At 69.0% G+C, this 25,975-nt stretch carries 25 protein-coding genes; 10 read left to right on the top strand and 15 right to left on the bottom strand.

Annotation, left to right across the window (positions count from 1 at the left end; all coding sequences use genetic code 11):
• Nucleotides 1-75: 75 nt before the first annotated feature.
• Nucleotides 76-1,218 carry a dipeptidase gene (locus tag AC3A57_RS12885; RefSeq protein WP_487579264.1) on the bottom strand — a complete coding sequence of 381 codons (1,143 nt, stop codon included), beginning with the start codon at nucleotides 1,216-1,218 and terminating at the stop codon, nucleotides 76-78.
• Nucleotides 1,219-1,483: 265 nt separating this feature from the next.
• Between AC3A57_RS12885 and AC3A57_RS12880 the strand changes: the two genes are divergently transcribed.
• The 5 genes from AC3A57_RS12880 (at nucleotide 1,484) to AC3A57_RS12860 (ending at nucleotide 6,768) form a co-directional block, all read left to right on the top strand.
• Nucleotides 1,484-3,466, top strand: a complete 1,983-nt coding sequence (locus AC3A57_RS12880) for a S9 family peptidase (protein ID WP_487579263.1) — start codon at nucleotides 1,484-1,486, stop codon at nucleotides 3,464-3,466.
• A 148-nt stretch (nucleotides 3,467-3,614) separates the two neighbouring features.
• The gene (locus AC3A57_RS12875) at nucleotides 3,615-4,430 is read left to right on the top strand and encodes a DNA/RNA non-specific endonuclease (protein WP_487579262.1); all 816 of its coding nucleotides are present in this window, start codon (nucleotides 3,615-3,617) and stop codon (nucleotides 4,428-4,430) included.
• Between the two features lie 21 nt (nucleotides 4,431-4,451).
• Nucleotides 4,452-4,826 carry a hypothetical protein gene (locus tag AC3A57_RS12870; protein ID WP_487579261.1) on the top strand — a complete coding sequence of 125 codons (375 nt, stop codon included), beginning with the start codon at nucleotides 4,452-4,454 and terminating at the stop codon, nucleotides 4,824-4,826.
• A gap of 248 nt (nucleotides 4,827-5,074) precedes the next feature.
• Nucleotides 5,075-6,067, top strand: a complete 993-nt coding sequence (locus AC3A57_RS12865) for a bile acid:sodium symporter family protein (protein ID WP_487579260.1) — start codon at nucleotides 5,075-5,077, stop codon at nucleotides 6,065-6,067.
• Nucleotides 6,068-6,150: 83 nt separating this feature from the next.
• Entirely contained in the window at nucleotides 6,151-6,768 is a 618-nt protein-coding gene (locus tag AC3A57_RS12860) for a hypothetical protein (RefSeq protein WP_487579259.1), read from the top strand.
• Nucleotides 6,769-6,775: 7 nt separating this feature from the next.
• Here the strand turns inward: AC3A57_RS12860 and cyoE are convergent, their stop codons facing one another.
• The 4 genes from cyoE to AC3A57_RS12840 all read right to left on the bottom strand — a co-directional run bounded on the left by cyoE (nucleotide 6,776) and on the right by AC3A57_RS12840 (nucleotide 10,239).
• Nucleotides 6,776-7,708 carry a heme o synthase gene (gene cyoE, locus AC3A57_RS12855; protein WP_487579258.1) on the bottom strand — a complete coding sequence of 311 codons (933 nt, stop codon included), beginning with the start codon at nucleotides 7,706-7,708 and terminating at the stop codon, nucleotides 6,776-6,778.
• Complete coding sequence (locus tag AC3A57_RS12850; protein WP_487579257.1) at nucleotides 7,708-8,868, bottom strand: COX15/CtaA family protein; 1,161 nt, start codon at nucleotides 8,866-8,868, stop codon at nucleotides 7,708-7,710. Before AC3A57_RS12850 ends, cyoE begins: the two co-directional genes overlap by 1 nt.
• Nucleotides 8,869-8,935: 67 nt before the next feature.
• Nucleotides 8,936-9,517 (bottom strand): hypothetical protein, encoded by a 582-nt coding sequence (locus AC3A57_RS12845; protein ID WP_487579256.1) that lies wholly within the window; start codon nucleotides 9,515-9,517, stop codon nucleotides 8,936-8,938.
• Entirely contained in the window at nucleotides 9,514-10,239 is a 726-nt protein-coding gene (locus tag AC3A57_RS12840) for an SURF1 family protein (protein WP_487579255.1), read from the bottom strand. Before AC3A57_RS12840 ends, AC3A57_RS12845 begins: the two co-directional genes overlap by 4 nt.
• A 66-nt stretch (nucleotides 10,240-10,305) precedes the next feature.
• On the opposite strand from AC3A57_RS12840, the gene AC3A57_RS12835 reads away from it, so the two are divergent.
• Nucleotides 10,306-10,533, top strand: coding sequence for a twin transmembrane helix small protein (locus AC3A57_RS12835; protein ID WP_221671035.1), 228 nt, complete (start codon nucleotides 10,306-10,308; stop codon nucleotides 10,531-10,533).
• Between the two features lie 379 nt (nucleotides 10,534-10,912).
• Here the strand turns inward: AC3A57_RS12835 and AC3A57_RS12830 are convergent, their stop codons facing one another.
• From AC3A57_RS12830 to coxB, 5 genes are all read right to left on the bottom strand, one after another.
• The gene (locus AC3A57_RS12830; protein WP_064747963.1) at nucleotides 10,913-11,791 is read right to left on the bottom strand and encodes a cytochrome c oxidase subunit 3; all 879 of its coding nucleotides are present in this window, start codon (nucleotides 11,789-11,791) and stop codon (nucleotides 10,913-10,915) included.
• A 29-nt stretch (nucleotides 11,792-11,820) separates the two neighbouring features.
• A complete protein-coding gene (locus AC3A57_RS12825) occupies nucleotides 11,821-12,381 on the bottom strand; it encodes a cytochrome c oxidase assembly protein (RefSeq protein ID WP_487579610.1) in 561 nt (186 codons plus the stop codon).
• A 50-nt stretch (nucleotides 12,382-12,431) separates the two neighbouring features.
• Nucleotides 12,432-12,566: a hypothetical protein gene (locus AC3A57_RS12820; protein WP_255595026.1), complete on the bottom strand. Its 135-nt coding sequence runs from the start codon at nucleotides 12,564-12,566 to the stop codon at nucleotides 12,432-12,434.
• 64 nt (nucleotides 12,567-12,630) lie between these two features.
• Nucleotides 12,631-14,259, bottom strand: coding sequence for a cytochrome c oxidase subunit I (gene ctaD, locus AC3A57_RS12815; protein ID WP_487579254.1), 1,629 nt, complete (start codon nucleotides 14,257-14,259; stop codon nucleotides 12,631-12,633).
• Nucleotides 14,260-14,286: 27 nt separating this feature from the next.
• Entirely contained in the window at nucleotides 14,287-15,234 is a 948-nt protein-coding gene (coxB, locus tag AC3A57_RS12810; RefSeq protein ID WP_487579253.1) for a cytochrome c oxidase subunit II, read from the bottom strand.
• A 420-nt stretch (nucleotides 15,235-15,654) separates the two neighbouring features.
• On the opposite strand from coxB, the gene putA reads away from it, so the two are divergent.
• Both putA and AC3A57_RS12800 read left to right on the top strand, forming a co-directional pair.
• Nucleotides 15,655-18,921, top strand: coding sequence for a bifunctional proline dehydrogenase/L-glutamate gamma-semialdehyde dehydrogenase PutA (gene putA / locus AC3A57_RS12805; RefSeq protein WP_487579252.1), 3,267 nt, complete (start codon nucleotides 15,655-15,657; stop codon nucleotides 18,919-18,921).
• Nucleotides 18,922-19,353: 432 nt separating this feature from the next.
• The gene (locus AC3A57_RS12800) at nucleotides 19,354-19,989 is read left to right on the top strand and encodes a LysM peptidoglycan-binding domain-containing protein (RefSeq protein WP_487579251.1); all 636 of its coding nucleotides are present in this window, start codon (nucleotides 19,354-19,356) and stop codon (nucleotides 19,987-19,989) included.
• Between the two features lie 111 nt (nucleotides 19,990-20,100).
• Here the strand turns inward: AC3A57_RS12800 and AC3A57_RS12795 are convergent, their stop codons facing one another.
• Nucleotides 20,101-20,487, bottom strand: coding sequence for a hypothetical protein (locus AC3A57_RS12795; RefSeq protein ID WP_487579250.1), 387 nt, complete (start codon nucleotides 20,485-20,487; stop codon nucleotides 20,101-20,103).
• 222 nt (nucleotides 20,488-20,709) lie between these two features.
• Between AC3A57_RS12795 and AC3A57_RS12790 the strand changes: the two genes are divergently transcribed.
• Nucleotides 20,710-21,183, top strand: a complete 474-nt coding sequence (locus AC3A57_RS12790) for a DUF3574 domain-containing protein (protein ID WP_487579249.1) — start codon at nucleotides 20,710-20,712, stop codon at nucleotides 21,181-21,183.
• Nucleotide 21,184: 1 nt separating this feature from the next.
• Here the strand turns inward: AC3A57_RS12790 and AC3A57_RS12785 are convergent, their stop codons facing one another.
• The 4 genes from AC3A57_RS12785 to AC3A57_RS12770 all read right to left on the bottom strand — a co-directional run bounded on the left by AC3A57_RS12785 (nucleotide 21,185) and on the right by AC3A57_RS12770 (nucleotide 24,812).
• Complete coding sequence (locus tag AC3A57_RS12785; RefSeq protein ID WP_221671026.1) at nucleotides 21,185-21,439, bottom strand: DUF2164 domain-containing protein; 255 nt, start codon at nucleotides 21,437-21,439, stop codon at nucleotides 21,185-21,187.
• A 62-nt stretch (nucleotides 21,440-21,501) separates the two neighbouring features.
• Entirely contained in the window at nucleotides 21,502-22,233 is a 732-nt protein-coding gene (locus AC3A57_RS12780) for an MOSC domain-containing protein (protein WP_487579248.1), read from the bottom strand.
• Nucleotides 22,234-22,390: 157 nt separating this feature from the next.
• Entirely contained in the window at nucleotides 22,391-23,263 is an 873-nt protein-coding gene (locus tag AC3A57_RS12775; protein WP_487579247.1) for a hypothetical protein, read from the bottom strand.
• Nucleotides 23,264-23,432: 169 nt separating this feature from the next.
• Nucleotides 23,433-24,812: an OmpP1/FadL family transporter gene (locus AC3A57_RS12770; RefSeq protein WP_487579246.1), complete on the bottom strand. Its 1,380-nt coding sequence runs from the start codon at nucleotides 24,810-24,812 to the stop codon at nucleotides 23,433-23,435.
• Nucleotides 24,813-25,078: 266 nt separating this feature from the next.
• Between AC3A57_RS12770 and AC3A57_RS12765 the strand changes: the two genes are divergently transcribed.
• Nucleotides 25,079-25,774: a rhomboid family intramembrane serine protease gene (locus AC3A57_RS12765; protein WP_487579609.1), complete on the top strand. Its 696-nt coding sequence runs from the start codon at nucleotides 25,079-25,081 to the stop codon at nucleotides 25,772-25,774.
• The last annotated feature ends 201 nt before the right edge of the window (nucleotides 25,775-25,975 follow it).

Below are 25,975 nucleotides of genomic sequence, written 5' to 3'. Positions count from 1 at the left end.
GATACGCGGGTTTTGGCAAGGACGCTTGCGTACACCGCCTCGATTGTCGCGGCTTACGCCGCTCCTACAGAAGCATTACCCCCACACCTCGCTCATCACCCGGGCGAAATTGCCGCCCAGCAGCTTGCCGATGCGCGCGTCGGAGTGGCCGCGCTGCGCCAGCAGCGCGGCGATGCGCTCGAAGCGGCGGGCGTGGTTGAGCTCGGGCACGAACAGATACACGTCCTCGCGCTCGCCCGGCGCCGATACGCCCAGCCGCTGGCGCTCGCGCACCGTGTCGCGGTGCATGCGTTTGTAGGCCTCGGTCAAGCGCACCGGCGACACCGCATTGTCGGTGCCGATGCCGACGTGGTCCTCGCCGCAGACGCGCAAGGCGTGCTCCAGGTGCGCGATCACGTCGGCCGCGGTCGCCTGCCCTTGCTCGCGCAGGAACGGCATCAGGTAGATCCCGACCACGCCGCCGCCTTCGGCCACCGCACGCAGCTCGGCGTCGGTCTTGTTGCGCGGCCGCTCGACCAGGGCGGCGCAGCCGGTGTGGCTGATCAGCACCGGCGCCTTCGAAGCGGCGATCGCCTCCAGCGCGGTGCGGCGCCCGCTGTGGGCCAGGTCCAGCAGCAGGCGGCGCTCGTTGAGGCGCTCGATCAGGCGCTGGCCGAACCGGCTCAGCCCGGCATCGCCGGGCTCCATGCAGCCGTCGCCGGCGAGATTGCGCAGGTTGTAGGTCAGCTGCACCGTGCGCACGCCCAGGCGCTGGAAGTCGTCGACCCGTTCCAGCTTCTCGCCGATCGGCGCGCTGTCCTGGAAATGGAACACGATGCCGAGCTTGCGCTCGCGCTGGGCGCGTTCCAGGTCGGCGGCGCCGCGTACCGGCAGGAACAGGTCGGGGTGGCGGGCGAACTCGCGCTCCCAGTAGGCCAGGTCGCGCACCGTGGACTCGTAGGCGTTTTCGTAGCGCGCCACCGGCCCGACCGTGACCTGCAGCGCGCGCAAGCCGCTGGCGCGCGCATCGGCGATCGCCGCCGGCGCCAGCGGCGCGTCGGCTTCGCCGTCCTCGTTGCCGAGGAAGCCGCAGCCGTCGATCGCCATCGCCTGCGGGTAGGGCGCCCACGACGACGGCGCCCAAGCCGGCAGTGCGTCGGCATCGGCGCGGGCGCGGCCGGCGCAGGCCGCGGCCAGCCAGCCCGCGGCGGCGAGCAGGAATCCTCTGCGGTCGATCATATTTCCTCCCTGAAATACGGCCGGCGGCCGCGCGACGCGTTCGTCCCCGGATGGCGCGTTCCTGCGAACGCTGCCGCCCTGTTCCTGCAAACGGACCCGGGCGGCGATCGCGGCACTCTAAGCCAAACGGCGCGCCGCGCCTGCCGTGACTTTCGGGAGGGCGCGCGGTTCGCGGCGACCGGCTAAGCTCGGCTGTCCGCCGGCCGCGCCGCGGCCGACGCCCGTTTCGATCCGATTCGTCCCGATTCGATCAGGGGAACCGCCGATGTCGCTGCGCCACGTTCTGTCCATCGCCGCGCTGGCCCTGGCCTGCGCCAGCGTCCACGCCCAACCCTCGTCCGCGGTCAAACGCGAACAGCACGGCAATCGGGTCAGCGAGAACCTGCCGGAGATTCCCGCCGAGCTGCTGGAGCGCCTCAACCGCTACCAGAACACCCGCGGCGCCGGGCTCGGCGGCTGGACCGGCGACGGCTGCCTGCTGATCGGCACCCGCTTCGCCGAAACCACCCAGGCCCACCGGGTCTGCCAGCCGCTGGGCATGCGCGAGCAGCTGACCTTCTACCGCGAACCGGTCGGCAGCCTCACCGCCGCGCCGGCCGGCCGCGAGGGCTTCGTGTTCGCCAAGGACGTTGGCGGCAACGAGTTCTGGCAACTGCACTGGTTCGACCTGGCCAGCCGCGAAACCACCCTGCTGACCGACGGCAAGTCGCGCAACGAGAGCCCGCTGTTCTCCCACGACGGCAAGCAGCTGGCCTACAGCAGCACCCTGCGCAACGGCACCGACACCGACGTGTGGGTGATGGACCTGGCCACGCGCAAGCCGCGCGCGGTGGTCACCGCAGGCGGCAACTGGAGCGCCTCGGATTTCTCGCCGGACGGCAAGCAATTGCTGGTGATCAAGTACGTCTCGGCCGCCGAGTCCTACCCGGGCCTGGTCGACCTGCAGACCGGCAAGCTGCAGTTGTTCCCGGTCGACGGCGGCAAGGCCTCGATCAACCATTTCCGCTTCTCCCACGACGGCCGCGCGGTGTACTACGTCTCCGACGAGCCGATCGACGGCAAGCCGCAGGAGTTCGCCACCCTGCGCCGCCACGAACCGGCCAGCGGCAAGTTCGAAGTGCTCAGCGCCGGCATCCCCTGGGACGTGGACAACCTCGCGCTCGCCGCCGACGGCCGCCACCTGGCCCTGGTCAGCAACGAGGACGGGATCGGCAAGCTGCGCGTGCTGGCGCTGCCGGGGCATCGCGAAGTGCCCCTGCCGGAGCTGCCGGTCGGGGTGATCGGCGGGGTCGAGTTCTCGCCCGACGGCCGCCGCATCGCCCTGTCGATCAACACCGCGACCTCGCCCAGCGACGTCTACGTGATCGACCTGGCGCCGGCCCAGCTGACCCGCTGGACCCGCAGCGAAGTCGGCGGACTGGACGCGTCGAAATTCGTCGCTCCCAGCCTGGTGCGCTACCCGACCTTCGACCAAGTCGACGGCCGGCCGCGCACGATTCCGGCCTTCTACTACAAGCCGGCGCAGGTGCCGGCCGGCAAGAAGCTGCCGGTGGTGGTGCAGATCCACGGCGGCCCGGAAGCGCAGTCGCTGCCCAGCTTCAGCGCCACCGCCCAGTTCCTGGCCAACGAACTCGGCGCGGCGGTGCTGGTGCCGAACGTGCGCGGCTCCGCCGGCTACGGCCGCACCTATCTCGGCCTGGACAACGCCGAAAAGCGCGAGGACTCGGTCAAGGACATCGGCGCCCTGCTCGACTGGATCGCCCGACAGCCCGAACTCGATCCGCAACGGGTCGGCGTCTACGGCGGCAGCTACGGCGGCTACATGGTGCTGTCCTCGCTGATGCACTACAGCGACCGGATCCGCGCCGGGGTCGACGTGGTCGGCATCTCCGACTTCGGCACCTTCCTCACCAATACCGAGTCCTACCGCCGCGACCTGCGCCGCGCCGAATACGGCGACGAGCGCATCCCGCAGATGAAGGCGGTGTTCGATCGCATCTCGCCGCTGAAGAACGCCGGCAAGATCCGCTCGCCGTTGTTCGTCGCCCAGGGCAAGAACGACCCGCGCGTGCCCTACACCGAAGCCGAGCAGATCGTGAAGGCGGTGCGCGGCAACGGCCAGCCGGTGTGGTTCCTGATGTTCGACGACGAAGGCCACGGCTTCCAGAAGAAAGCCAACAGCGATTTCTTCGGCGCTGCGGTGATGCGGTTCTGGCAGGAACACCTGATCGGCGAAAGCGAGAAGTGAGTTTGGAGAAGTGAGGCGTAAGTAAAGCGGGCCGTCGCTCGCTCCTCGCTACTCTGCGCTCACTCTTCGCTCCTGGGGTTTTCCCTAACTGGGCCCGCAGCGCGCGCCTCGCTAAGGTCGGCGGCGTCCTGCGCTGCCGGCCCTGGCGATGACCGACCCGCTGAACTTCCGTTCCGTCGATTCCCTGCTTCCGCCGGCCGGCTTGCCGCTCGACGGCGACGACGCGACGGCAGCCGCCGCCGCGCTCGCACCGGCGACGCTGAACGCGATGCCGCTGGCCGAGCGCGAGATCCTCGCCAACGGCCTGGCCGAACGGCTGGATGCGGGCCAGTTGCATGCGCTGCGCGGCGCCTTCGGCGAGATCCTGGACCGCGCCGTGAGCGAGCGCAGCGGCCCGGCGGTGCGCGAGGACTATGCCGGCCGCGTCGCCGCCGGCATCGAGCCGATCCAAGCGAGGGTGGTCAATCCCGACGGCGGCGAGGCCAACGACGCGCGCTGGATCGTCGACGAGCAAGGCCGCCCGGTGCATGCCGAAGCCACCCTGCGCACCGTGTTCAGCGAGCTCGAGCGCAGCGATGCCGAAACCCAGGCGCAACGCGACGCCGCCGACCGCGGCATCGACGGCGACCAGGGCGGGCATGTGTTCGGCCATCGTTTCGTCACCGACCAGGGCCTGAAGAACCTGTTCCCGCAGAACGGCAACTTCAACATGGGCGCCTACAAGACCCTGGAGAACGAATGGGCGGCCTGGATCGACCAGGGCATGGAGGTGCGCGTCGCCATCGACCTGAGCCCGCGCGGCGCCGACCGACCGGACCGGGTTCGCATTTCCTATGAGGTGATCGACCCGGCCGACGGCGGCAGGGTTTACGATCAGCGCGTGAGCTTCGACAACCGGGTCGGACAGCAGTACGACCGGGTCGACAGCGAGCAGATGGACGAGCTGATCGCAGCCCGCGCCTAACCCGAACGCCCAAGGCTGGACATGAACAGAGACGAATTGCTCGGCGAGATCGCGCGCCTGATCGTGGTCGACCCCAAGGCCGGCGAGCGGCCGTGGGACGGCTATGCCCTGATCGCCTGGTACGGCGAAGGCATCAGCCGCTTGAACGGCTTCCGCTACGACAAGGGCCAGCCCGGCGAGGCGCTGACCCCGTCGGGCGCGGAGCTCGAAAACCGTCTGGAACAGTTGCGCCTGGCCACCCACGTCGCCGGCAAGGCGCCGTGGCGGGTGTGCATCATGCGCATCAACCGCGAAGCGGCGGAAGTCGCGATCGACTTCGAATACGAAGACCCGGGCCGCTGGTACGTGACCCCGGACAGCGCCGCCGAAATCGCCGAGCGCGTGCGCCCCTGCTGAGGCGTTCGGCCTCCCCGCGAAAGCGGGGATCCAGGGCTTCATCGAGGCACGACTCTGAAGTCTCTGGATGCCCGCCTTCGCGGACAGAAACCAGGCGGCCCACCTACCGTCATCCCGCGAACGCGGGTATCCAGGGCGGCATCGCGACCGGCCTGTATCGGCCAGCGCCGGAACACCCCGGCCAACCCGTCGGCGCCCAAGACCAGGCAAGATCGGTCCTGCCTATCCCCAATCCCCAATCCCGGCCCATGCGCCTGCACGTCGACCGCTTCACCCTGGCCCTGCTGGCCGCCGTCGCGCTGGCCTGGGCCTGGCCGCTGTCCGGCGCGCCGGCCGCAGCGCTGGACCGCTTCACCGACGTCGCCATCGCGGCGCTGTTCTTCCTCCACGGCGCACGCCTGTCGCGCGAGGCGATCCTCGCCGGCGCGACGCATTGGCGCCTGCATCTGCTGGTCTTCGCCGCCACCTTCGCCCTGTTCCCGCTGCTCGGCCTGGCGCTCAAGCCCTTGGCCACACGCGGACTGACGCCGGAGCTTTACCTGGGCCTGTTGTTCCTGTGCTGCCTGCCCTCGACCGTGCAGTCCTCGATCGCGTTCACCTCGATGGCCGGCGGCAACGTCCCGGCCGCGGTCTGCAGCGCCTCGGCGTCCAGCCTGCTCGGCGTGTTCCTGACCCCGTTGCTGATGAGCGCCCTGGCCGGCGCGCAGGGCGGGATGGCCGACCCGGCCGAAGCGATCGGCAAGATCGTGCTGCAGTTGCTGGCGCCCTTCGTCGCCGGCCACCTGCTGCGGCCGTGGATCGGCGCCTGGGTGGCGCGACGGCGCGCGCTGCTGCGCTACACCGACCAGGGCACGGTGCTGCTGGTGGTGTATGCCGCATTCGCCGCGTCGATGACCAGCGGACTGTGGCAGAGCACGCCGGTGGAATCGGTCTATCTGCTGCTGGCGATCTGCGTCCTGCTGCTGGCGACCGCGATGATCGCGCTGACCGTCGCCGCGCGCCGGCTCGGCTTCGACCGCAGCGATGAGATCGCGATCGTGTTCTGCGGCTCGAAGAAAAGCCTGGCCACCGGCGTGCCGATGGCCAAGGTGCTGTTCGCCGGCTCGGCGCTGGGCGCGATCGTGCTGCCGGTGATGCTGTTCCACCAGATCCAGTTGCTGGTCTGCGCCCAGGTCGCGGCGCGGTATGCCCGCCGGTCCCATGCGCCCGCATCGCCGGCGAGCGACGACGTCGCCGACTGAGCCGGCGTCGCGCCGGTTCGCTGCCAGTCAGGGTCCGCGTCCGGGCCGCGCCTACACTCCCCGCACTGCATCGCGAGGACGTCATGCATTCCCCAGGCAAGGATCGCCACGACCGCGTCGTCGCGGGCGCCGTCGTCATCGTCGTCCACGCCCTGCTGGCCTGGACCGCGCACAAGCTGCTGCGCAGCGCGCCGCCGATCGCGACCGCGGTGGAAACCCAGCTGTACTGGATCGTGCGCACGCCGCCGCCGACCGCGCCGGCCTCACCCGCGCGCAGCGAACCGGTCCGGGCACGGCCGCGTCGCGCCGCCGCTACCGTCAGGCGACCGCTCGCGCCCGCGTCGACGCACGCGACCTCGGTACCGACATCGCCGGCCGCCACCGCGCCGGCCAGCGCCGACCCGCCCACCGGCCTGTCGGCCGATTTCGTCGATCAGGCCGACCGCGGCCTGAGCTTCGCCGCGCGCGATCCGTTCGCGCGCGCCGCGCCGGCCCTGCCCGGCGCCGGCGTCGAGCGTTTCCGCATGGCCGCGCCGCGCTCGCCGCAGAGCGTCCTGCGCTCGATCGGCCGCCTGTTCGGCGGCGGCGATCCGGCCGCGCCCTGCCGCGAACTCGGCCGGCAGATCGAGGAAATGGCCCAGGACGGCGATTCGGCGACCTTGCAGGAGGCCTACGCCAGCCACCAGCGCTGGTGCCGCTGAGCGCGGCTCAGCCGGCGCGCTGCAGTTGGAACAACGGCGCCGGCTGCAGCGAGGTCGGCAGCCAGTGGTCGATCATCAGGAAGGCGAACAGGACCATCAGATAGACGATCGAGTAGTTGAATACCTTCATCGCGTACAGCTCGTCCGGCGGGTTCATCAGCCGCCAGGCGTAATAGAGGAACATCGCGTCCAGCACCAGCACGCCGAACAGATAGAAGTAGCCGCTCATGCCGAACACGCAGGGCAGCACCGAGACCACCGCCAGCAGGATGGTGTAGAACAGGATCTGCCAGCGGGTATAGGCCACGCCGTGGGTGACCGGCAGCATCGGCACCATCGCCCGCGCGTAGTCGGCGCGGCGGAAGATCGCCAGCGCCCAGAAGTGCGGCGGGGTCCAGACGAAGATGATCAGCACCAGCAGCAGCGAGTGGGCCCAGTCCCACTCGCCCTGCATGCCGGTGACCGCGGCCCAGCCCAGCAGCGGCGGCGCCGCGCCGGCGATGCCGCCGATGACGATGTTCTGCGGCGTGGCGCGCTTGAGGTAGACGGTGTAGATCACCGCATAGCCGATCAGCGAGGCGAAGGTCAGTACTGCCGTGACCAGGTTGACCCAGAGCACCAGGATCAGCATCGACGCCGCGGCCAGGATCAGCGCGAACACCAGGGCCTGGGTCGGGCTGACCTGGCCGGCGACGATCGGCCGCCACGAGGTGCGCGCCATCTTGGCGTCGATGCGCGAGTCCAGCAGTTGGTTGATCGCCGCCGCCGAGGACGCGGCCAGCCAGATGCCGAGGAAACCCAGCACCGACTCGCGCAGCGGCGGCCAGCCGGGCACGGCCATGAACATGCCGACGATCGCGGTGAACACGATCAGCGCGACCACGCGCGGCTTGGTCAGGTCCCAGTACTGCTTGAAGGTGGGGCGGGCGGCGGCGTTCATCACGGCTCCGGCGTGCGCAGGCGCGCGAGCAGCGAGACCAGCACGAACAGCAGCAGCGCGGCGCCGGCGTTGTGCGCCACCGCGACCGCCAGCGGCAGGCCCAGCTTGACGTTGGCGATGCCCAGGCCGACCTGCAGCAGGGTCAGCGCGGCGAGCAGGCTGGCCCAGCCGCGCAGTCCCGGGGTGCGCAGCAGCTTCACCGCCAGGCCGATCAGATAGACGAACACCGCCAGCGCCATGATCCGGTGGGCGAGCTGGATCGCGATCCGCGCCTCGCCGTCGAGGATGCCGCCTTCGTAGTCCACGCCGATGCCGCGCCAGAGCACGAAGCCCTCGCCGAAGTCGTGGCGCGGCCACCATTGGCCGACGCAAGTCGGGAAGTCGTTGCCGCAGGCCAGCGCGGCGTAGTTGGCGCTGGTCCAGCCGCCGAGCGCGATCTGCACGCCGAGCACGGCGACCCCAAGCGCGATCCAGCGGCACAGCGTCGGCGCGTCGGCCAGGCGGATCGGCCGGTCGGTGGCGCGCCAAGCGACCCAGACCAGCAGCGACAAGGTCAGCAGGCCGCCGAGCAGATGGCCCATGACCACGATCGGCTTGAGCAGCCAGGTCACCGTCCACATGCCGAGCAGGGCCTGGAAGATGATCACCGCCAGGGTCAGCGCGCTGGCCCGCGACAGATCGGCATTGCTCCAGCGCAGCGCCGCGGCGAGCAGGATGCCCTCGCCGAGGATCGCCAACGCCGAAGCGGCGACGTGCTGTCCGCGCATGTACAGCGCAATCGCGATCGCCACCACCGCCGCCGCGGCCAGCACCTGGGCCACCCCCTTGCGGCGCCGGCGCGCCGAGACCAGGGCCAGGGTCAGGGTCAGCACGCCGAGCAGGCCGGCGATCATGCGGTGGAACTGCTCGCGCCAGGCCTTGTCGACTTCGACCGGACGGATCTGGGTCGCGGCGTGGTCGCCGATCTCGTGCGGCGTGGTCGGCCAGGCGGCGCGGCCGTAGCAGGTCGGCCAGTCCGGACAGCTCAGGCCGGCGTGGGACAGGCGCACGAAGGCGCCGAACACGATCACGCACAGCGCCAGCCCCACCGCCAGCCAGGCGATGCGGTGGAAGTTCTTGTACAGGCCCGGGGTCGCCAGGCCTTTGCCGGTTACGCTCATTCTGGAAAGGGTTCCCGCAGCGGCCGGCCGCGGCGACGCCCGCAGGGCGCGCGCGACCGCCGGTCGCTCACATCAGTTTCAGCAGTTTGGACAGATCCGCGCGCAGTCCGCCCGGCTCGAAGCCGGGAGCGTAACGCAGAATCACGAAGCCGTTCGGGTCGACCACGTACACCGGCACCCCGGCCGGGTCGTTCAGTCGCGGCAGGGCCGCGCTCAGCGCCGGCGACGGCGCCAGCACCCGCAACGAGGCCGGACGCGCCGCACCGGCCGGCGGTTCGCCGACCCAGAGCAGCTCGACATGGTCGGCGTCCTTGCCGAACAACTGCCAGACCGTGTCGAGCTGGCGCGACAAGGTGACGCAGGCGGCGGCGCAGCCGGACGGCGGCGCGACCAGGATCCGCCAGGTGCGCGCGCCCGGATTCCAGGCGTAGGCGCGGCCGTCGGCCAGCTGCGGCGGCTGCCGGCGCAGGTCGGGCTTGGGCTCCAGCAACTCGCCGTGCTGGCGGTTCACCGCCGGGTGCAGGTCGGAGAAGCGCAGCAGCCCGGCGACCAGCATCGGCACGAAGAAGAAGGCGGCGATCAGCAGCAGGGTCAGGCGGTTGCGCTTGCGCTGCTGCGGGGAAACGGTCTGGCTCGGGGTGTCGGTCATGGGCGGGCGCGGCGCGGGCGGAAAGTCAGGATCAGGGCGGTGATCAGCACCGCGGCGGCGAGGGCGAACCACTGCAGGGAATAACCGCGGTGCTTGTCCGGCGGCAAGGTGTTGGCGAGCAGTTCCAGGTCGCGGTCGTAACCCAGGCGCAACGCCGGATCCAGGCGCAGCACGCGCGGCGCCAACGGCGCCGAGACGCCGGTGGCCGACGCGATCGCGGCCGGATCGACCCGGGTCAGCAGCCAGGCCTCGCCTTCGCGCGCCAGGCCGGGGCCGAGCGCGATGCCCGGCGACGGCGGCGGCGCGAGCAGGCCGCTGAGCGCGATCTCGCCCTCGGGACGGACGATCGCCGGCAGGCGCCGGTCGCTGGCCAGCGGCAGCCAGCCCAGGTCGACCAGCAACGGCGCGCCGTGGCGCGGCAGGAAGATGCGGTAAGCGCGCACGCCCGCGCGGCCGTGGCGTTGCTGGTTGTCGAGCAAGAAGGCGCCGCGTTGGTCGAAGCGGCCCAGGCCCGCGGCCCAGTCGACCGTGGCCCGCCGCGCCGGATCGGCCGCCGCCGACAACGGCCGCGGCAGACGTTCGCGCAGCACCTGGGCCGCTGCGTCGAGCATGGCCTGCTTCTCGACCGCGCGCCGCGCCTGCCACAGGCCCAGGTTGGCGAACAGGGCGATCGCGCCCAGCGCCAGCGCCCAGCCGAACAGCAGGCTGCCGCGACGGCTCACCCCATCCTCCGGGCGGGCTGCGATAATCCGCGCTTCGCACCCGCGCGCGCACCCAAGGAGGCCGCGATGAGCCAAGAGCTGAAGGTCCTGCTGGTTATCGCGTTCCTCGGGGTCATTCTGTGGAATCTGGGCGCGGGCCTGTATTACATGCTGGTGGACAAGGGGCAGAGCAAGCGCACGGTCAACGCGCTCACCCGGCGCATCGCGCTGTCGGTGGCGCTGATCCTGATCGTGATCGTGTCGATCTGGATGGGCTGGATCACCCCGCACGGCGTGGGCTCCAACCCGGGCTGAGGCGACCGGAGCGGCACGGCCCGGCTGCCTATTATGGCGCTGAAGTCTGTCGATGCCCGCCTGCGCAGGCAGGACGGCCCGACGCAGGCGCGGGCAATCCCTGCCACGGCCATCCATCGAAAGCTGCCTACGGCCATTCCTCGAAACCCAGCTGCCGTCATCCCCGCGAACGCGGGGATCCCGGGCTCCACCGCGACAAGACGCTGAAGTCTCCGATGCCCGCCTGCGCGGGGCGCCACGGCCTGCAGCTTGCGCAGGCCCAGCAAGCCAGGGACGGAGGGGTTAAGCCCGCTCAACCCCTCCGTCCCCGTAAACGCGCCTGTAAACGCGAAAGGCCGGCATCGCTGCCGGCCCTTCGTCGTCGGTACTGCCTGCGCGCTTACAGCACGTAGACGAACAGGAACAGGCCCAGCCACACCACGTCGACGAAGTGCCAGTACCAGGCCACCGCTTCGAAGGCGAAATGGTTGTCCTTGCTGAAATGGCCCTTGAGGCAGCGGAACCAGATCACCGCCAGCATGATCGTGCCCAGGGTGACGTGGGCGCCGTGGAAACCGGTCAGCATGAAGAAGGTCGAGCCGTAGATGCCCGAGCCCAGGGTCAGGTTCAGTTCCTTGTAGGCGTGGATGTATTCCTCGGCCTGGAAGAACAGGAACAGGCAGCCCAGGGCCACGGTCAGGCCCAGCCACACCAACAGCGCCTTGCGGTGCGCGCCCTTGAGCGCGTGGTGCGCCAGGGTCACGGTCACGCCCGAGGTCAGCAGGATCAGGGTGTTGAGCAGCGGCAGGCCCCAGGCCGGAATGGTCTGGAAGTGGCCGCCGACCTGGCCCGGGCCCGAGCTCGGCCAGGCCGCGCTGAACTCCGGCCACAGCAGGCTGTTGGTCATCACCCCGTCGCCGTCGCCGCCGAGCCACGGCAGGGCGAACTGGCGGGCGTAGAACAGCGCGCCGAAGAACGCGGCGAAGAACATCACCTCGGAGAAGATGAACCAGATCATCCCCATCCGGAACGAAACGTCGACTTGCTTGTTGTAGTTGCCGCGCACCGATTCGCGGACCACGTCGCCGAACCAGCCGAACAGCACGCCGACCATCATCGCCAGGCCGACGAAGAACACCGGCTTGCCCCAGCTGACTTCGTTGAGCCAGCTGGCGATGCCGATCATGGTCGTGAACAGGCCGATCGAGCCGAGGAACGGCCAGCGGCTGCTGTGCGGCACGAAGTAGTGATTGGCGTCTGGCGTATGGGCGTGGGCCATGGCGGCGTTCCTGTGGGTGCTGAGCCAGCTTACGGCGCCGCCAGCGGCGAGGAGGCGGCCTTGGAGACCGGTCCCTGCTGCAGGCGCGCGGTGAGCACGTCGTTCTTGAAGAAGGTATAGGACAGCGTAATCGTGTGCACGTCGGCCGGCAGGTTCGGGTCGACGATGAAGCGCACCGGCATCTCCCGCGACTCGCCCGCCTGCAGGGTCTGGGCGGTGAAGCAGAAGCACTCGGTCTTGTTGAAATAGCCCGACGCGCGCGCCGGCGCGACCGACGGCGAGGCGCTGCCGACGATGGCGCGGTCGGTGGTGTTGCGCGCGTAGTAGGTGGTCTCGTACTGCTCGCCCGGGCGCACCTTCATGCTCAGCTGGTGCGGCTTGAAGTCCCAGGGCAGCTTGGAATTGACGCTGCCGTCGAACTGCACCGTGACCAGGCGCGCCGCGGCCGGCGCGGCTTGCGCCTGGGCCTGGCCGGCGCCGCGCTCGAGGCGGATGCCGAACACCTTCTCGCAGGCGATGCGGTACATCGGCACCAGGGCGAAGGTGAAGCCGAACGCGCCCAGCGCGACCAGGATCATGGTCCGGGTCATCTTCGGCCCGGCCTGGCGGCGGGCTTCGACGGTCTGGGCGTCGCGCTCGTTCACTTCGACAGCACCCCGCTGAGGATGAACAACACGTAGATCGTCACCGCCGCGGCGCCGAACCACAAGGCCGTGCGTCGCGCCGCGGCGCGGCGGCGGGCGAGATCCTGCGGATCGGTCGGCGGACGGTTCATCGTCTGTGGCCAGGAAGGCGGCGCGGCGCCCGGGGCGCGCGCCGCATTCCGCGGCGCGGTCCGGTCAGTGGGTGATGTCGCCGTGGGCGAGGTCGCCGTCGCGGATCACCGGCGGGGTGGCGAAGGTGTGGTGCGGCGCCGGGCTCGGCACGGTCCACTCCAGGCCCTTGGCGCCTTCCCAGGAGCGCGCCTCGGCCTTGACCCCGGCGACCTTCGAACGCCACAGGATGAAGGCCATCATGAACGGCGTCAGGAACATGCCGAACGCGCCGATCGAGCTGATCAGGTTCCAGTCGGCGAACACGACGTTGTAGTCGGGAATACGGCGCGGCATGCCGGCCAGGCCGAGGAAGTGCTGCGGGAAGAACAGCAGGTTCACGAACACCATGGTCCACCAGAAGTGGAACTTGGCCATGCCCTCGTTGTACATCCGGCCGGTCCACTTCGGCCACCAGTAGTAGACCGCGGCGATGATCGAGAACAGCGCGCCGGTCACCAGCACGTAGTGGAAGTGGGCGACCACGAAGTAGGTGTCGTGGTACTGGAAGTCGGCCGGCACGATGGCGAGCATCAGGCCGGAGAAACCGCCGATGGTGAACAGGATCACGAACGCGATCGCCCACAGCATCGGCGCCTCGAACGAGATCGAGCCGCGCCACATGGTGGTGACCCAGTTGAACACCTTCACGCCGGTCGGCACCGCGATCAGCATGGTCGCGAACATGAAGTAGATCTCGCCACCGAGCGGCATGCCGACGGTGAACATGTGGTGCGCCCACACGATGAACGAGAGGAAGGCGATCGAGGCGGTGGCGTAGACCATCGCCTGGTAGCCGAACAGCGGCTTGCGGCTGAAGGTCGGGATGATCTCCGACACCACGCCGAACGCCGGCAGGATCATGATGTAGACCTCGGGGTGGCCGAAGAACCAGAAGATGTGCTGGAACATCACCGGGTCGCCGCCGCCGGCCGCGTTGAAGAACGAGGTGGCGAAGAACTTGTCGGTCAGCAGCATGGTCACCGCGCCCGCCAGCACCGGCATCACCGCGATCAGCAGGAAGGCGGTGATCAGCCAGGTCCAGCAGAAGATCGGCATCTTCAGCAGGTCCACGCCCGGGGCGCGCATGTTGAGGATGGTGGCGATGACGTTGATCGCGCCCATGATCGAGCTGATGCCCATCATGTGGATGGCGAAGATCGCGAAGGCGACGTTGGAGCCGCCCTGCAGCGACAGCGGCGGGTACAGGGTCCAGCCGCCGGCCGGGGCGCCGCCCGGCAGGAACAGGGTCATCAGCAGCAGGGTGAAGGCGAACGGCAGGATCCAGAAGGACCAGTTGTTCATTCGCGGCAGCGCCATGTCCGGCGCGCCGACCTGCAGCGGGATCATCCAGTTGGCCAGGCCGACGAAGGCCGGCATCACGCCGCCGAAGATCATCACCAGCGCGTGCATGGTGGTCATCTGGTTGAAGAACTCGGGGCCGCCCGGCAGCTGCAGGCCCGGTTCGGCCAGTTCGGCGCGGATGTAGACCGAGAATCCAGCGCCGATGATGAACATCACGAAGCTGAAGATCAGATACAGCGTGCCGATGTCCTTGTGGTTGGTCGAGAAGAACCAACGCTCGATGAAGCCCTGCTGGTGGGCGTGATCATCGTGGTGATCGTGCTGATCGGCGACGGGGTGCGTGACTGCCATGGCCTACCTCTGATGAATGCTTGACGATCAACCGACGGTCGCAGCGCGCGGAGCGGCGGCCGTGGTGTCGGAATTCGGGGCGGCGGCCGCGGCCGGCGCGGCTTCGGCCGGGGCGGCGGCCGGCGCAGCGGCCGGAGCCGCCGGGGCGGCGGCCGGGGCGTTCTTGGCCTTCTGCTCGGCCAGCCACTGCTGGTACTCGGCCTTGGGCAGGGCGCGGACCACGATCGGCATGAAGCCGTGGTCCTTGCCGCACAGTTCGGCGCACTGGCCGCGGTAGACGCCCGGCTGCTTGATCTCGGTCCAGGCCTCGTTGACGATGCCCGGGATCGCGTCCTGCTTCCAGCCCAGCGCCGGCACCCACCAGGCGTGGATCACGTCGTCGGCGGTGATCACGAAGCGGATCTTGGTGTCGGTCGGCAGCACCAGGACGTTGTCGACGTCGAGCAGGTAGTGCTCGTGGTCGGCGACGGTGATCTTCTTCTTGCTCTGACGCAGCTGGTCGCTCTTGCGGTCCAGGCGGCTGGTGAAGGCCACGTCCTGGCCCAGGTACTCGTACTTCCACATCCACTGGTAGCCGGTGATCTTCACCGTCATCGCCGAGTCGCGGGTGTCGTACATGTTGATCAGCTTGCTGGTGGCCGGGAAGGCCATCAGCACGAGCAGGGCGACCGGGACCACGGTCCAGACGATCTCCAGCTTGGTGCTGTGGGTGAAGTCCTTGTCGGGCACGGCGCCCTTGGACTTGCGGAACTTGAACATGGCCACGGCCATCGCGCCGAACACCAGCAGGCCGATGATCACGCAGATCCACAGCGCCAGCATGTGCGCCGAATAGGCGTTGGCCGACTGTGCGGTGACGCCCTCGCCCATGTTGAGCTGCCACGGCTTGGGATCGGCCGCCTGGGCGACTGCGAGAACCGGCAAGGCCATCGCGGCGATGCCCACTGCCCACTGCTTGAAACTACCGGCTTTCATCAGATCGAGCCCCAGAAAATCAGTGTGGTGTTCAACGCGCGCTCCGCGGGCTGCCCTTCCCGGGCGCCGGCCGCGCCGATTCTGGCTGAGCGCGGGGACCTTGCGGGAAGAGGTGGCTGGCGAGCCCTGATGAGGGCCCATCACGCCGGCATCGGCGCTACGGATAACCGCGAAATGGTAGCGGTCGCCCCGCCCTGCGGCAACCCGCCGCATGGACAGGAAAAATCGCGCGCAAAGCCAGCAACGGCGGGCTTTCGCGCAATCGAGCCGGTTCCGGCGCGCAGCGCGGGCACGCCGAGGGCGCGACGAGGGCGCGGTCCCGGCCGCTCGCCGGCCGCCGGCGCGCGCCTGCTCGCCATACAGGCCGGGACCGATAGAAAGCTCTAAAATGGCGGTCTTCCTCCCCCCGTCCCGGGTCCGATGTCCACCAACGCCTCCTCCGCCGTCGCCAGCGACGGCCCGCCGCCGCGCTCGCACGCCACCGCGCCGAGCGCGCTGATCAGCCCCGAACTGCCGCCGCCCGCGGCCGGTCCGCGCGCCGCGCTCACCGCCGGCTGGGTCCGCGACGAAGCCCAGCACGTGCGGGCCCTGCTCGAACTCGCGCGCCTGCCCGACGCCGACCGCGCCGCCGCCCAGGCGACCGCGGCCGACCTGGTCCGGCGGGTCCGCGCCCGCGCCCAGGATCAGGGCGCGATCGAAGCCTTCATGCGCCAGTACGACCTGGGCAGCGAGGAAGGCGTGCTGCTGATGTGCGTGGCCGAGGCCCTGCTGCGCATTCCGGACCAGGAGACCGCGGACAAGCTGATCCGCGACAAGCTCGGCGACGCCGACTGGAAGCGCCACCTGGGCCAGTCCGACTCGGTCCTGGTCAACGCCTCGACCTGGGGCCTGATGCTGACCGGCAAGCTGGTCGATCTGGCCGACGACACCAAGCGCGACGTCCACAACGCCTTCAAGCGCCTGGTCGGCCGGGTCGGCGAGCCGGTGATCCGGCTGGCGGTGCGCCAGGCGATGCGGATCATGGGCCATCAGTTCGTGATGGGGCGCACCATCGGCGAGGCCCTGGCGCGCTCGAAGAAGGGCGACAACGCCCACTACCGCTATTCCTTCGACATGCTCGGCGAAGGCGCGCTGACCACCAAGGACGCGCTGCGCTACCTGCAGGCCTACCGCGACGCGATCCACGCGATCGGCAAACATTTCTCTCCGCATCGCCAAGGCGATGCTCAGGGCAACGACAAGAACGCCGACGTATTCGCCGCGCCGTCGATCTCGGTCAAGCTGTCGGCCCTGCATCCGCGCTACGAGCACGCCAAGCGCGCCCGGGTGTTCGCCGAGCTGACCCCGCGCGTGCTCGAGCTGGCCCAACTGGCCAAGGGCTACGGCATCGGCTTCACCATCGACGCCGAGGAAGCCGACCGGCTGGAGATGTCGCTGGACGTGATCGCCGCCGCCTACGCCGACCCGTCGCTGGACGGCTGGGAAGGCTACGGCCTGGCGATCCAGGCCTACCAGAAGCGCGCCCCGGAGGCGATCGACTTCATCGCCGACCTGGCCCGCCGCCACGGCCGCCGCATCCCGGTGCGCCTGGTCAAGGGCGCGTACTGGGACAGCGAGGTCAAGCGCGCCCAGATCGACGGCCAGGAAGGCTATCCGGTGTTCACCCGCAAGCCGAACACCGACGTGTCCTACCTGGCCAACGCCCGGCGCATGCTGGAAGCGTCGGACGCGATCTACCCGATGTTCGCCACCCACAACGCCCAGACCATCGCCACGATCCACCGTCGCGCCCAGTCGATGGGCCGGGCCAAGCATTTCGAGTTCCAGAAGCTGCACGGCATGGGCGACGACCTGTACGCCGAAGTCATTCCGGCCGACCGCCTCGACGCGCCCTGCCGCGTCTACGCCCCGGTCGGCTCGCACGAAGACCTGCTGCCCTACCTGGTCCGCCGCCTGCTCGAGAACGGCGCCAACTCCAGCTTCGTCAACCGCATCACCGACGAGGACATCGCGATCGAGGACCTGATCCAGGATCCGGTCGAGACCGTGTCCGGCTTCGACAGCATTCCGCATCCGCGCATTCCGCTTCCGGCCGACCTTTACCGCAGCTTCGGCTACGACAGGACCAATTCCATGGGCGTCAATCTCGCCAACGATCAGCAACTGCAGTCCCTCGCCGCCGCCGTCAACGCCGCCGTCGGCGACTGGCGCGCCGCCCCGCTGGTGCCGGGCGCGACCGTGCAGGGCCCGGATATCGCCGTCACCAATCCGGCCGACCGCCGCGAGACCGTCGGCCAGTGGCAGGCCGCCGACAGCGCCACGGTCGAGCGGGCGTTGAGCAACGCCGTCGCCGCCCAGGAAGGCTGGGACGCGACCCCGGCCGCGAGCCGCGCCGCGATCCTCGAGCACGCCGCCGACCTGCTCGAGCAGCGCATGCCGCAGTACCTGGCGCTGTGCACCAAGGAAGCCGGCAAGACCATCCCCGATGGCGTCGCCGAAGTGCGCGAGGCGGTCGACTTCCTGCGCTACTACGGCGCTCACGCACGCAAGCTGTTCGCGCCGGAAGCGCTGCCGGGCCCGACCGGCGAATCCAACACCCTGCACCTGTCCGGCCGCGGCGTGTTCGTGTGCATCAGCCCGTGGAACTTCCCGCTGGCGATCTTCCTCGGCCAGATCTCCGCCGCCCTGGCCGCCGGCAACAGCGTCATCGCCAAGCCGGCCGAGCAGACCAACCTGATCGGCTACTACGCGGTCAAGCTGCTGCACGAAGCCGGCATCCCCGAAGCGGTGCTGCAGTTCCTGCCCGGCGACGGCGCCACCGTCGGCGCGGCGCTGACCCGCGACCCGCGCGTGGCCGGCGTGGCATTCACCGGCTCGACCGACACCGCGCGCGCGATCAACCGCGCCCTGGCCGCGCGCGACGCCGCGATCGGCGTGCTGATCGCCGAGACCGGCGGCCAGAACGCGCTGATCGCCGACTCGTCCTCGCTGCCGGAACAACTGGTCAAGGACGCGATCGGCTCGGCCTTCACCTCGGCCGGCCAGCGCTGCTCGGCGGCGCGCGTGCTGTTCGTGCAGGACGACATCGCCGACAAGGTCACCCACATGCTCGCCGGCGCGATGGCCGAGCTGAAGGTCGGCAACCCCGGCCTGCTGTCGACCGACGTCGGCCCGGTGATCGACGAGGACGCGCTCAAGATGCTGGTCGAGCATGCCGCGCGCATGGACAAGGAAGCGGTCAAGATCGCCGAAGTCGCGCTCGACGCCGACAGCGCCCACGGCAGCTTCTTCGCCCCGCGCGCCTACGCGCTGAAGTCGCTGGACCAGTTGCACAAGGAAGTGTTCGGCCCGGTGCTGCACGTGATCCGCTGGAAGGCCGATCAGCTGGACGCGGTGATCGACGCGATCAACGCCACCGGCTACGGCCTGACCCTGGGCATCCACTCGCGCATCGACGAGACCATCGACCGCATCGCCGCGCGGGTCAAGGTCGGCAATTGCTACGTCAACCGCAACCAGATCGGCGCGGTGGTCGGCGTGCAGCCCTTCGGCGGCCAGAACCTGTCCGGCACCGGCCCCAAGGCCGGCGGCCCGCACTACCTGCCGCGCTTCACCACCGAGAAGACCATCACCGTCAACACCACCGCGGCCGGCGGCAACGCCTCGCTGCTGACCCTGGGCGATTGACCCGCGTCGCGTCGCGATACCGCGATGCACGCGACCCCGAAACGGCGCGCCGCCAGGCGCGCCGTTTTTTTATTGCGCCCGGCTCTTGCAGGAGCGGCGTGAGCCGCGACAACCGCAGCGATGTGCGCGAGCGCGGCATCCGAAGCGCTGGAGCATCGAGCGCGAGTGGTTTCGACGCGCTTCGGATGCTGCGCTTACGTGCGTCGCTGCGGTTGGTCGCGGCTCACGCCGCTCCTACAGGAACCTGCCGCCCAGGTACGCGCCGCACGCGAATGTTCGTTTCGTGCGCGCGATCGCATTGCGCTGCTCGGGCGCGCCCTAGCTAGGGCACGCCCCGGCTGTCGCGCGCCGCGGCACGGCGGGACACTCGCCTGCAGGTGCAGTCAGGGGGCTGCTCTCCGTATCCGGCACACGCTCGACGGGAGAGTCACCATGATCCACCACATCGTCCGCGGCGATACCCTGTCCGAAATCGCCCTGCTGTTCCAGACCACGGTCGAGCGGCTGATGTCGCTCAACGACCAGATCGACAATCGCGACCTGATCTTCGCCGGCGACACGCTCAAGCTCGACGGGCTGAGCGATGGCCGCGGCAACGGCCGCATCGACACCGACAACCGCGTCGATACCGACACCCGGGTCGACACCGGCCGCGGCAACGCCGCCGACATCGCCAAGCGCTTCCTCGGCCGCGACGCCAGCGACCTCAAGCGCAGCGGCGAGATCCCGATGAACCCGAACGTGCCCAGCGACGTGTGCTGCGCCAACTTCGTTACCGCCTGCCTGCAGAAGGCCGGCGCGATCGACTGGCATACCGACTCGGTGGTCAACCTGCGCGACCGGCTCATCGACGAAGGCTGGAAACGGGTCGACGTCGGCCAGGCCAAGCCCGGCGACGTGGTGATCATGCAGAACTCGCGGCAATCGCACACGGTGCTGTTCGCCGGCCTGGACGCCAACGGCAAGCCGCAATTCATCGGCTCCAACAACCGCAACGCCGACGGCACCCAGGAAATCAGCTGGGGCGGCGCCAGCGGCGACTGGTACATCCTGTCCAAGCCGCGCTGAGCGCAGCGCGCGCGGCGCGGTCTTCGTCGCGTTGCGGCCGCGGCCGCAGCGCGGCGACGGCGTGCGTGCGATGCGGGCCTTGGGGGCGCTCCGCCGCGCGGCGGCCGGCGCTCAGTAGCCGAACAGGCTCGCCGGCGCGCCGTGTTCCTGCGGCCATGTCTCCCAAGCCACGTCGCCGGGCGCGACCGCCTGCGCGATCAACCGCCACTGCCCGTCGTCGCGCCTGAACAGCGCGGCGTAACGTTCCGACATCGCCCCCGCAGCGGCCTGCTCGGCGTAGTCGGTGCGCTTCCAGTCGATCCGGTTGCCGTCCGGCGCGCGCATGCGCGACAGCAGAAACGCCCAATCGCCCTGCCGGTCCAGATGGTCGACCTGCAACCGCAGCGGCAAGCCGACCGCCTGCTCGGCGCGCGGCTGCGCCAGCGCCAGCAGCGGCGCGTAGTCGGCATCGTCGGGCTGCAGGGCCTGCAACCGGACCTGGGCGAATGAAGTGCTCATGAGCGCTCCCAGACTGAGGAACACGGCCGAACGCAAACGGCGCGAGGGCATGGTGCAGGCGCGGTCCGCCGGCGCCGCGCGCGCGGTTCGAAGCGGATTTGCAGGTTAGGCCGGCGCCGCGCGCGCACCTGCGACGGCCATCGCAGATACGCCGTGCCGCGACCGGCGTATCCGCGCGGTTCATCCTGGCAAGATGGACCCACCGCTCACCGGGACGCCTTCATGCCGCTGGCCCTGCGCCACTCACCGCCGCGACCGCCGTTGCGCCTCGCCGTGGCCGCGCTGCTGTGCGCGCTGGCCGGCTGCGCCTCGCTGGCGCCGCTGCCGCTCACGTCCGGCGCCTGCAGCGAACGCCGCCTGGATCGGATGCTGTTCGGCATGAACAGCCCCGATGGACCGGTAAGCGAGACGCAATGGCAGGCGTTCCTGGCCGAGGTGGTGACGCCGCGCTTTCCCGACGGCCTGACCGTCTACCAGGCCCGCGGCCAGTGGCGCGGCGCCGGCGGCCAGATCGAACAGGAGGATTCGCGCGCGATCGACCTGGTCCACGTCGACAGCGCGGACGGCCGCCGCCGCGTGGTCGAGATCGCCGCGTCCTACAAACGACGCTTCCGCCAGGAAGCGGTGCTGATCCTCAGCGCGCCGACCCGCGCCTGTCTCGCCTCCGCCGGCGACGGGCGCGCCGCCGCGGGCTGACTCAGCGCCGCAGCTCGGTCGGCCGCTCGAGCTGGTAGCAGGCGTCGGCGATGTCGTCGAACTTGGCCGCCAGCAAGGCTTGCGCGTCGCGCACCCCGCGGTTGTAGTAGTGCGCGCCGATCTGTTCGGAAACGAAGTCGAGCAGGAACTCGCCGTCGAAGCGCCCTAAAGGCTGCCCGAGCTCGCGCTCGAAATAGGCCTGCAGCTTGCCGACCAACAACGCTTTTTCTTCGGCATCGAAACGGATCGCGGACATCGTTCGGGCGGGTGGCGGTCGGGACGACAGTGTAGGCGAGCCCGGCCTGGCCGAGCGCCCGCTCACGCCGACGCCGGCCCCTCGATCCGCGAGCCCCAGTCCTCGACCGCGTCGCGCGCCAGGCGGTTCTCGACCAGCTTGCGCCACGACGGCACCAGCGGCAGCGCCAGGGCGGCGCGCAGTTCGTCGCGGTCCAGGGTGCGCGTGTACAGCAGCGTCGCCAAGCGTTGCAGGCTCCAGTGCGGCCACGGCCGTTCGATCAGCGCCAGCGCATCGCCGGCTTCCGCTTCGCCGCTGCGCACTACCCGGTAGTACCAGCCGGTGCGCCCGCTGGCCTGCACCCGCCGCGCCATGTCGGCGACGCCGAAGCGGTCGTTGAGCTTCCAGCACGGCTGCCGGCCCTGGCTGACTTCCAGCACCGCGCCGCCGCAGCGATAGCGATCGCCCAGGCACACGCTCGCCTCGTACATGCCGACGCTGCTGAGGTTCTCGCCGAACGCGCCGGGCGCATCCAGCAGCGCATGCGCGCCGAGTTCCTCGCGCCAGCGCGGGTAGTGATCGTAGGGGTAATGGTGCACGGCCTTGTCGGCGCCGCCGTGCACGCGGCGGTCGCCCTGCTCGTCGCCTTCGAGCCCGTGCGCGCCGATCCGCACCCGGCCGGCTACGGTGCGCTTATCGATCGCGCTGAGGCTGCCCGGGCGCGTGTACGGCTGCGCGCGGCCGCTCAACCAGGCCAGCACCGGCACCGCGGCAGCGGCATGCGGGGCGGATCGGGGTTCGGAAGCGATATCCATGCGCGGCGCGGCGACGGGCGGAAAGCCGCCATCGTGGCATGCGCGAAAAAGAAAAACCCCGCCGTAGCGGGGCTTTTCGTTCAGTTATGAAAACATGAAAAATCATGCCGGCATCATGGGGCAATCAGCCGAACTCCAAGATGCATACCGGGATACATCACATCGAAACTAGTTGGCAACGAATTGACTCACCCACCTTCGTGCATGCAATGCCGGTTCTTCCGGAGCCGCGCTGACCAGTAACCGGGATACCCATCATGTTCGCCCGATAGATGAAGTCACTGACATCCGGGCTATAACCACTATCGAAACCAAACTCTGCGAAACCTGTTTCGCCGTTGACGAAGTCAAGAGGGGAATCCGGGATCGTATTGTTGTTGGAGTCGACAGCAGTTCCTTTGGCGTACTCCCAGTTCTTCGTATCGTAGTTGAAGATCATGACCACCCTGCTTCCATCGGGAAACTTGGCTTCAACGCTTAGCTTCGCACCACCGCTGGAGAGGTTTTCGAACTTGATAGCACGCCCCAGGTTCGCAGCTGCAGCGGTGAAAGCCAGCCTGGGGTTCTCTTTCAGCCGCTGATCCAGAAGATTGCGTGCCTGACTCGATCTGACAACATCGTATGCATTGACTGATCCGGTGAAAGAGGCGGATGCGGTTTGTTTGGCCTTAATCGCCGGAGCCACCAAGGGAGATGCCATTCCTGCCTGGCTTTCTGGAATATCCACCGTGATAGTGATACCCATGGAGCCGTTCGACTCGACGTAAATGTTGTAAAGCGACCAAAACTGATCCTGCACAAACTGATCCGGAGCGAACATCGTCGCCGAAGCACCCTGGACGTTGAACCCTACAATCCGCTCGCCGAGGCTATATACGTATCTTGTCCCGCTTCCGTATGAGCGCGCCTCAGCGGCCATTTGAGCATCTGTACAAAGGAAGCACGGATATGCAGTGGCATCCTGGGCCAATGCCGGCACTGACACTGCCGACAAGCAAGAAAACAGAAGCAATATAAATACATTTTTCACAAAAACACTCCCTGTCCTGATTTTTCGCCGAGTGCATTCAACCTCGAAGAGGGCTCCTGAAGCCCTCGAAAATTTTAGGGGCGAATGCCTGCCCGAACAGTGAAGTTCAACCAAGGACGCAAAAAAAACCCCGCCGAAGCGGGGTCTTTTTCAGGATGACTCAGACCTGTCAGAACTTGTACTGAGCCGCGATACCGAACAGGTCGGCGTGGCCCTTGTAGGTACCGGTCAGGCGCGAGCCGCTGCTCGAGACCACGTCGATCTTCGGGCTGTCGATCTCGATGCGGGTGTAGGCCGCGTCGACGCTCAGGTGCTCGTTGGCGTTCCAGGTCAGGCCGAGCGAGTACAGGGTGCGATCGTTGTCGGGCAGGCGCGGGGTGCGGTGCTCGTCGTTGGTCGGGGTCTCGTCCAGGGCGATGCCGCCGCGCAGGGTGATGGCGTCGCTGAGGTCGTACTCGGCGCCCAGCGCGTACATCATCGTGTCTTCCCACTCGAACGGCTCGCTGGTGATCGGCGTGCCGTTGGCGCGGACAATGTCGACCGACTTCAGCGAGTGCCAGTCGGTCTGCTGCGCATCGAACATCATGCGGAACTGATCGGTGAACTCGTACTGCAGGCTCAGGGTGTCGACGCTCGGGGTGGTCAGCTTGGCGCCGCCCGGACCCGAGTTGTACTGGGTGATGCCGCGCGCGGCCAGCAGGGCCGAGACGTTGGCCGGCTTGGTGAACTCGATGTTGCCTTCCAGCTCGTGGTCGATCTCCGAGCGGTGCGAGTAGCCGATCGAGAACTTGTCGGTCGGCTTCCACTGCAGGCCGACGATCCAGCCCAGGCCGTAGTCATCGCCCTCGACCTTGGCGTAGCCGTCGTTCTTCTGCGGGCCGAACGGCGCGGCGGCCAGGCTCGGGGTGGTGCAGGCGGCGATGCTGACCCGGCAGATCGCCGAACCGAAGTCGACCGCGTTGGTCAGGGTGGCTTCGGCGCGTTCCCAGATCAGGCCGGCGCCGACCGAGAAGCGGTCGGTCAGGGCCAGGCCGGCGGAGAAGGTCAGGTCGATGGTCTTCACTTCCGACTCGACCGCGTTGTAGCGGCCGACCCAGTCGCGGTCGTATTCGGTCTTCAGGCCGAACGGCGCGTTCAACTGGGCGCCGAGGGTCAGCTTCTCGAACGCGCCCGACAGCGGCATCACGATCGACAGCGCCGGCACCGGCTGCGCATCGCCCGGGTCGCCGCCGTTGCCGCCGGTCAGCGGGCGCGCGAGCAAGGTACCGGCCGCGGCCGTGCCGCCGCCGCGGAACTTCGCGGTCAGGTCGATCACGGTCACGTCGCCGCGAATCGTCAGCGAGTCCAGGTTCACCATCGCGGCCGGGTTGTTGGTCACGACAGCGGCGTCGTTCTTGGCGGTGGCGCTGCCGGCGAACGCGCGGCCCTGGTTCTTGACGCTGTTTTCGCGGATCTGGAAGCCGGTCGCTCCGGCCGAACCGACGCTGATGACGCCGGCGATGCCGAGCGCGAGCGCGGTCAGGCGGGAGATGCGGTGTGAGGCTTGCATGCGTGTAGTCTCCGTTGGAGTATTTTTCGTTCTATCGCGGCGTTGAGCACGGGCCGCGCGGGTCGGCCCGGTTCCGCCGGAAACCCCTCCCGACGTACGACGCCGTATGCACTATAGCGCGGCCATTAACCGAACGCTAACAATACGCCCAAGATCGCAAAATCGTCCGTGCAGATGTCGCAAACCCATGTATTGCGGGCGTTTTTCCGCTTCCGAGCGGTATCGCGCCGGCCTCGTCCGATGCTGAATAGGCGTCGCTCATGAGCATGTTCGTCGCCATCCCTTCACGCGAACGCACGCGCCTGCGTTGGGCCACGCCTTTGGTGTTCGCTCTGCTGTGGATCGCCTTCATCGTCTCGGCGGTGGTGCTGTCCGGACCGGAGCAACGCCGGCTGATGCTCGAATGGGGCGCGCTGTCGGGCGGCCTGTCCGATCCGCTGGCGTGGTGGGAGGCGATCCGCGACGGCAGCATCCTGCGCCTGTTCACCGCGCTGTTCCTGCACGCCGACTGGGCCCACCTGCTCGGCAACCTGGTGTTCCTGCTGATCTTCGGCCTGCCGGCCGAACGCGCGATGGGTCCGTGGCGCCTGCTGGCCTTGTTCCTGATCGGCGGCGCGGTGGCCAACCTAGCCGCGGTGCTGGCGATCGGCACCCCTGATCGGCTGATCATCGGCGCCAGCGGCGCGGTGTCGGCGCTGATCGGCGCCTACCTGGCGCTGTTTCCCGGCGCCAAGCTCGGCGTGGTGGTGCCGTTGGGCCTGTTCCTGCAGTTCGTGAAAGTGCCGGCGCCGCTGTTGATCGGGGTATGGGCGCTGCTGCAGGTGGTGTTCACCTTCATCGGCCCGGCCTTCGGCGCGGTCGCCTGGTCCGCCCACCTGGCCGGCTTCGCCTTCGGCGGCGCCTTCGCCCTGATCGCCCGTGCCGGCATCGCGCGAAGGTTGCGGCGCAAGCGCGGCTACTGACGGAGTTCGGGACTCGGGACTCGGGACTCGGGACTCGTAAAAAGTCTGCGTCTGCGGTCGTGCATCCCGCTTGAGAATGCACGCGACAGCCCCCAGTTTCTAAAGCCGCCCTGAAACATACCCACCCGAGTCCCGAGTCCCGAGTCCCGAGTCCCGAGTCCCGAGTCCCGAGTCCCGAGTCCCGAGTCCCGAGTCCCGAGT

This window comes from Lysobacter sp. Soil_C_15, assembly GCF_057657315.1.
The sequence above is the reverse complement of the archived record's forward strand: the minus strand, read 5'-3'. Positions and strand labels throughout refer to the sequence as shown.

What these genes read in the sequence shown, in the direction of transcription:
- AC3A57_RS12885 (WP_487579264.1), bottom strand. Translation starts at nt 1,218, where the DNA reads ATGATCGACCGCAGAGGATTCCTGCTCGCCGCCGCGGGCTGGCTGGCC.
- AC3A57_RS12880 (WP_487579263.1), top strand. Translation starts at nt 1,484, where the DNA reads ATGTCGCTGCGCCACGTTCTGTCCATCGCCGCGCTGGCCCTGGCCTGC.
- AC3A57_RS12875 (WP_487579262.1), top strand. Translation starts at nt 3,615, where the DNA reads ATGACCGACCCGCTGAACTTCCGTTCCGTCGATTCCCTGCTTCCGCCG.
- AC3A57_RS12870 (WP_487579261.1), top strand. Translation starts at nt 4,452, where the DNA reads ATGAACAGAGACGAATTGCTCGGCGAGATCGCGCGCCTGATCGTGGTC.
- AC3A57_RS12865 (WP_487579260.1), top strand. Translation starts at nt 5,075, where the DNA reads ATGCGCCTGCACGTCGACCGCTTCACCCTGGCCCTGCTGGCCGCCGTC.
- AC3A57_RS12860 (WP_487579259.1), top strand. Translation starts at nt 6,151, where the DNA reads ATGCATTCCCCAGGCAAGGATCGCCACGACCGCGTCGTCGCGGGCGCC.
- cyoE (WP_487579258.1), bottom strand. Translation starts at nt 7,708, where the DNA reads ATGAACGCCGCCGCCCGCCCCACCTTCAAGCAGTACTGGGACCTGACC.
- AC3A57_RS12850 (WP_487579257.1), bottom strand. Translation starts at nt 8,868, where the DNA reads ATGAGCGTAACCGGCAAAGGCCTGGCGACCCCGGGCCTGTACAAGAAC.
- AC3A57_RS12845 (WP_487579256.1), bottom strand. Translation starts at nt 9,517, where the DNA reads ATGACCGACACCCCGAGCCAGACCGTTTCCCCGCAGCAGCGCAAGCGC.
- AC3A57_RS12835 (WP_221671035.1), top strand. Translation starts at nt 10,306, where the DNA reads ATGAGCCAAGAGCTGAAGGTCCTGCTGGTTATCGCGTTCCTCGGGGTC.
- AC3A57_RS12830 (WP_064747963.1), bottom strand. Translation starts at nt 11,791, where the DNA reads ATGGCCCACGCCCATACGCCAGACGCCAATCACTACTTCGTGCCGCAC.
- AC3A57_RS12825 (WP_487579610.1), bottom strand. Translation starts at nt 12,381, where the DNA reads ATGACCCGGACCATGATCCTGGTCGCGCTGGGCGCGTTCGGCTTCACC.
- AC3A57_RS12820 (WP_255595026.1), bottom strand. Translation starts at nt 12,566, where the DNA reads ATGAACCGTCCGCCGACCGATCCGCAGGATCTCGCCCGCCGCCGCGCC.
- ctaD (WP_487579254.1), bottom strand. Translation starts at nt 14,259, where the DNA reads ATGGCAGTCACGCACCCCGTCGCCGATCAGCACGATCACCACGATGAT.
- coxB (WP_487579253.1), bottom strand. Translation starts at nt 15,234, where the DNA reads ATGAAAGCCGGTAGTTTCAAGCAGTGGGCAGTGGGCATCGCCGCGATG.
- putA (WP_487579252.1), top strand. Translation starts at nt 15,655, where the DNA reads ATGTCCACCAACGCCTCCTCCGCCGTCGCCAGCGACGGCCCGCCGCCG.
- AC3A57_RS12800 (WP_487579251.1), top strand. Translation starts at nt 19,354, where the DNA reads ATGATCCACCACATCGTCCGCGGCGATACCCTGTCCGAAATCGCCCTG.
- AC3A57_RS12795 (WP_487579250.1), bottom strand. Translation starts at nt 20,487, where the DNA reads ATGAGCACTTCATTCGCCCAGGTCCGGTTGCAGGCCCTGCAGCCCGAC.
- AC3A57_RS12790 (WP_487579249.1), top strand. Translation starts at nt 20,710, where the DNA reads ATGCCGCTGGCCCTGCGCCACTCACCGCCGCGACCGCCGTTGCGCCTC.
- AC3A57_RS12785 (WP_221671026.1), bottom strand. Translation starts at nt 21,439, where the DNA reads ATGTCCGCGATCCGTTTCGATGCCGAAGAAAAAGCGTTGTTGGTCGGC.
- AC3A57_RS12780 (WP_487579248.1), bottom strand. Translation starts at nt 22,233, where the DNA reads ATGGATATCGCTTCCGAACCCCGATCCGCCCCGCATGCCGCTGCCGCG.
- AC3A57_RS12770 (WP_487579246.1), bottom strand. Translation starts at nt 24,812, where the DNA reads ATGCAAGCCTCACACCGCATCTCCCGCCTGACCGCGCTCGCGCTCGGC.
- AC3A57_RS12765 (WP_487579609.1), top strand. Translation starts at nt 25,079, where the DNA reads ATGTTCGTCGCCATCCCTTCACGCGAACGCACGCGCCTGCGTTGGGCC.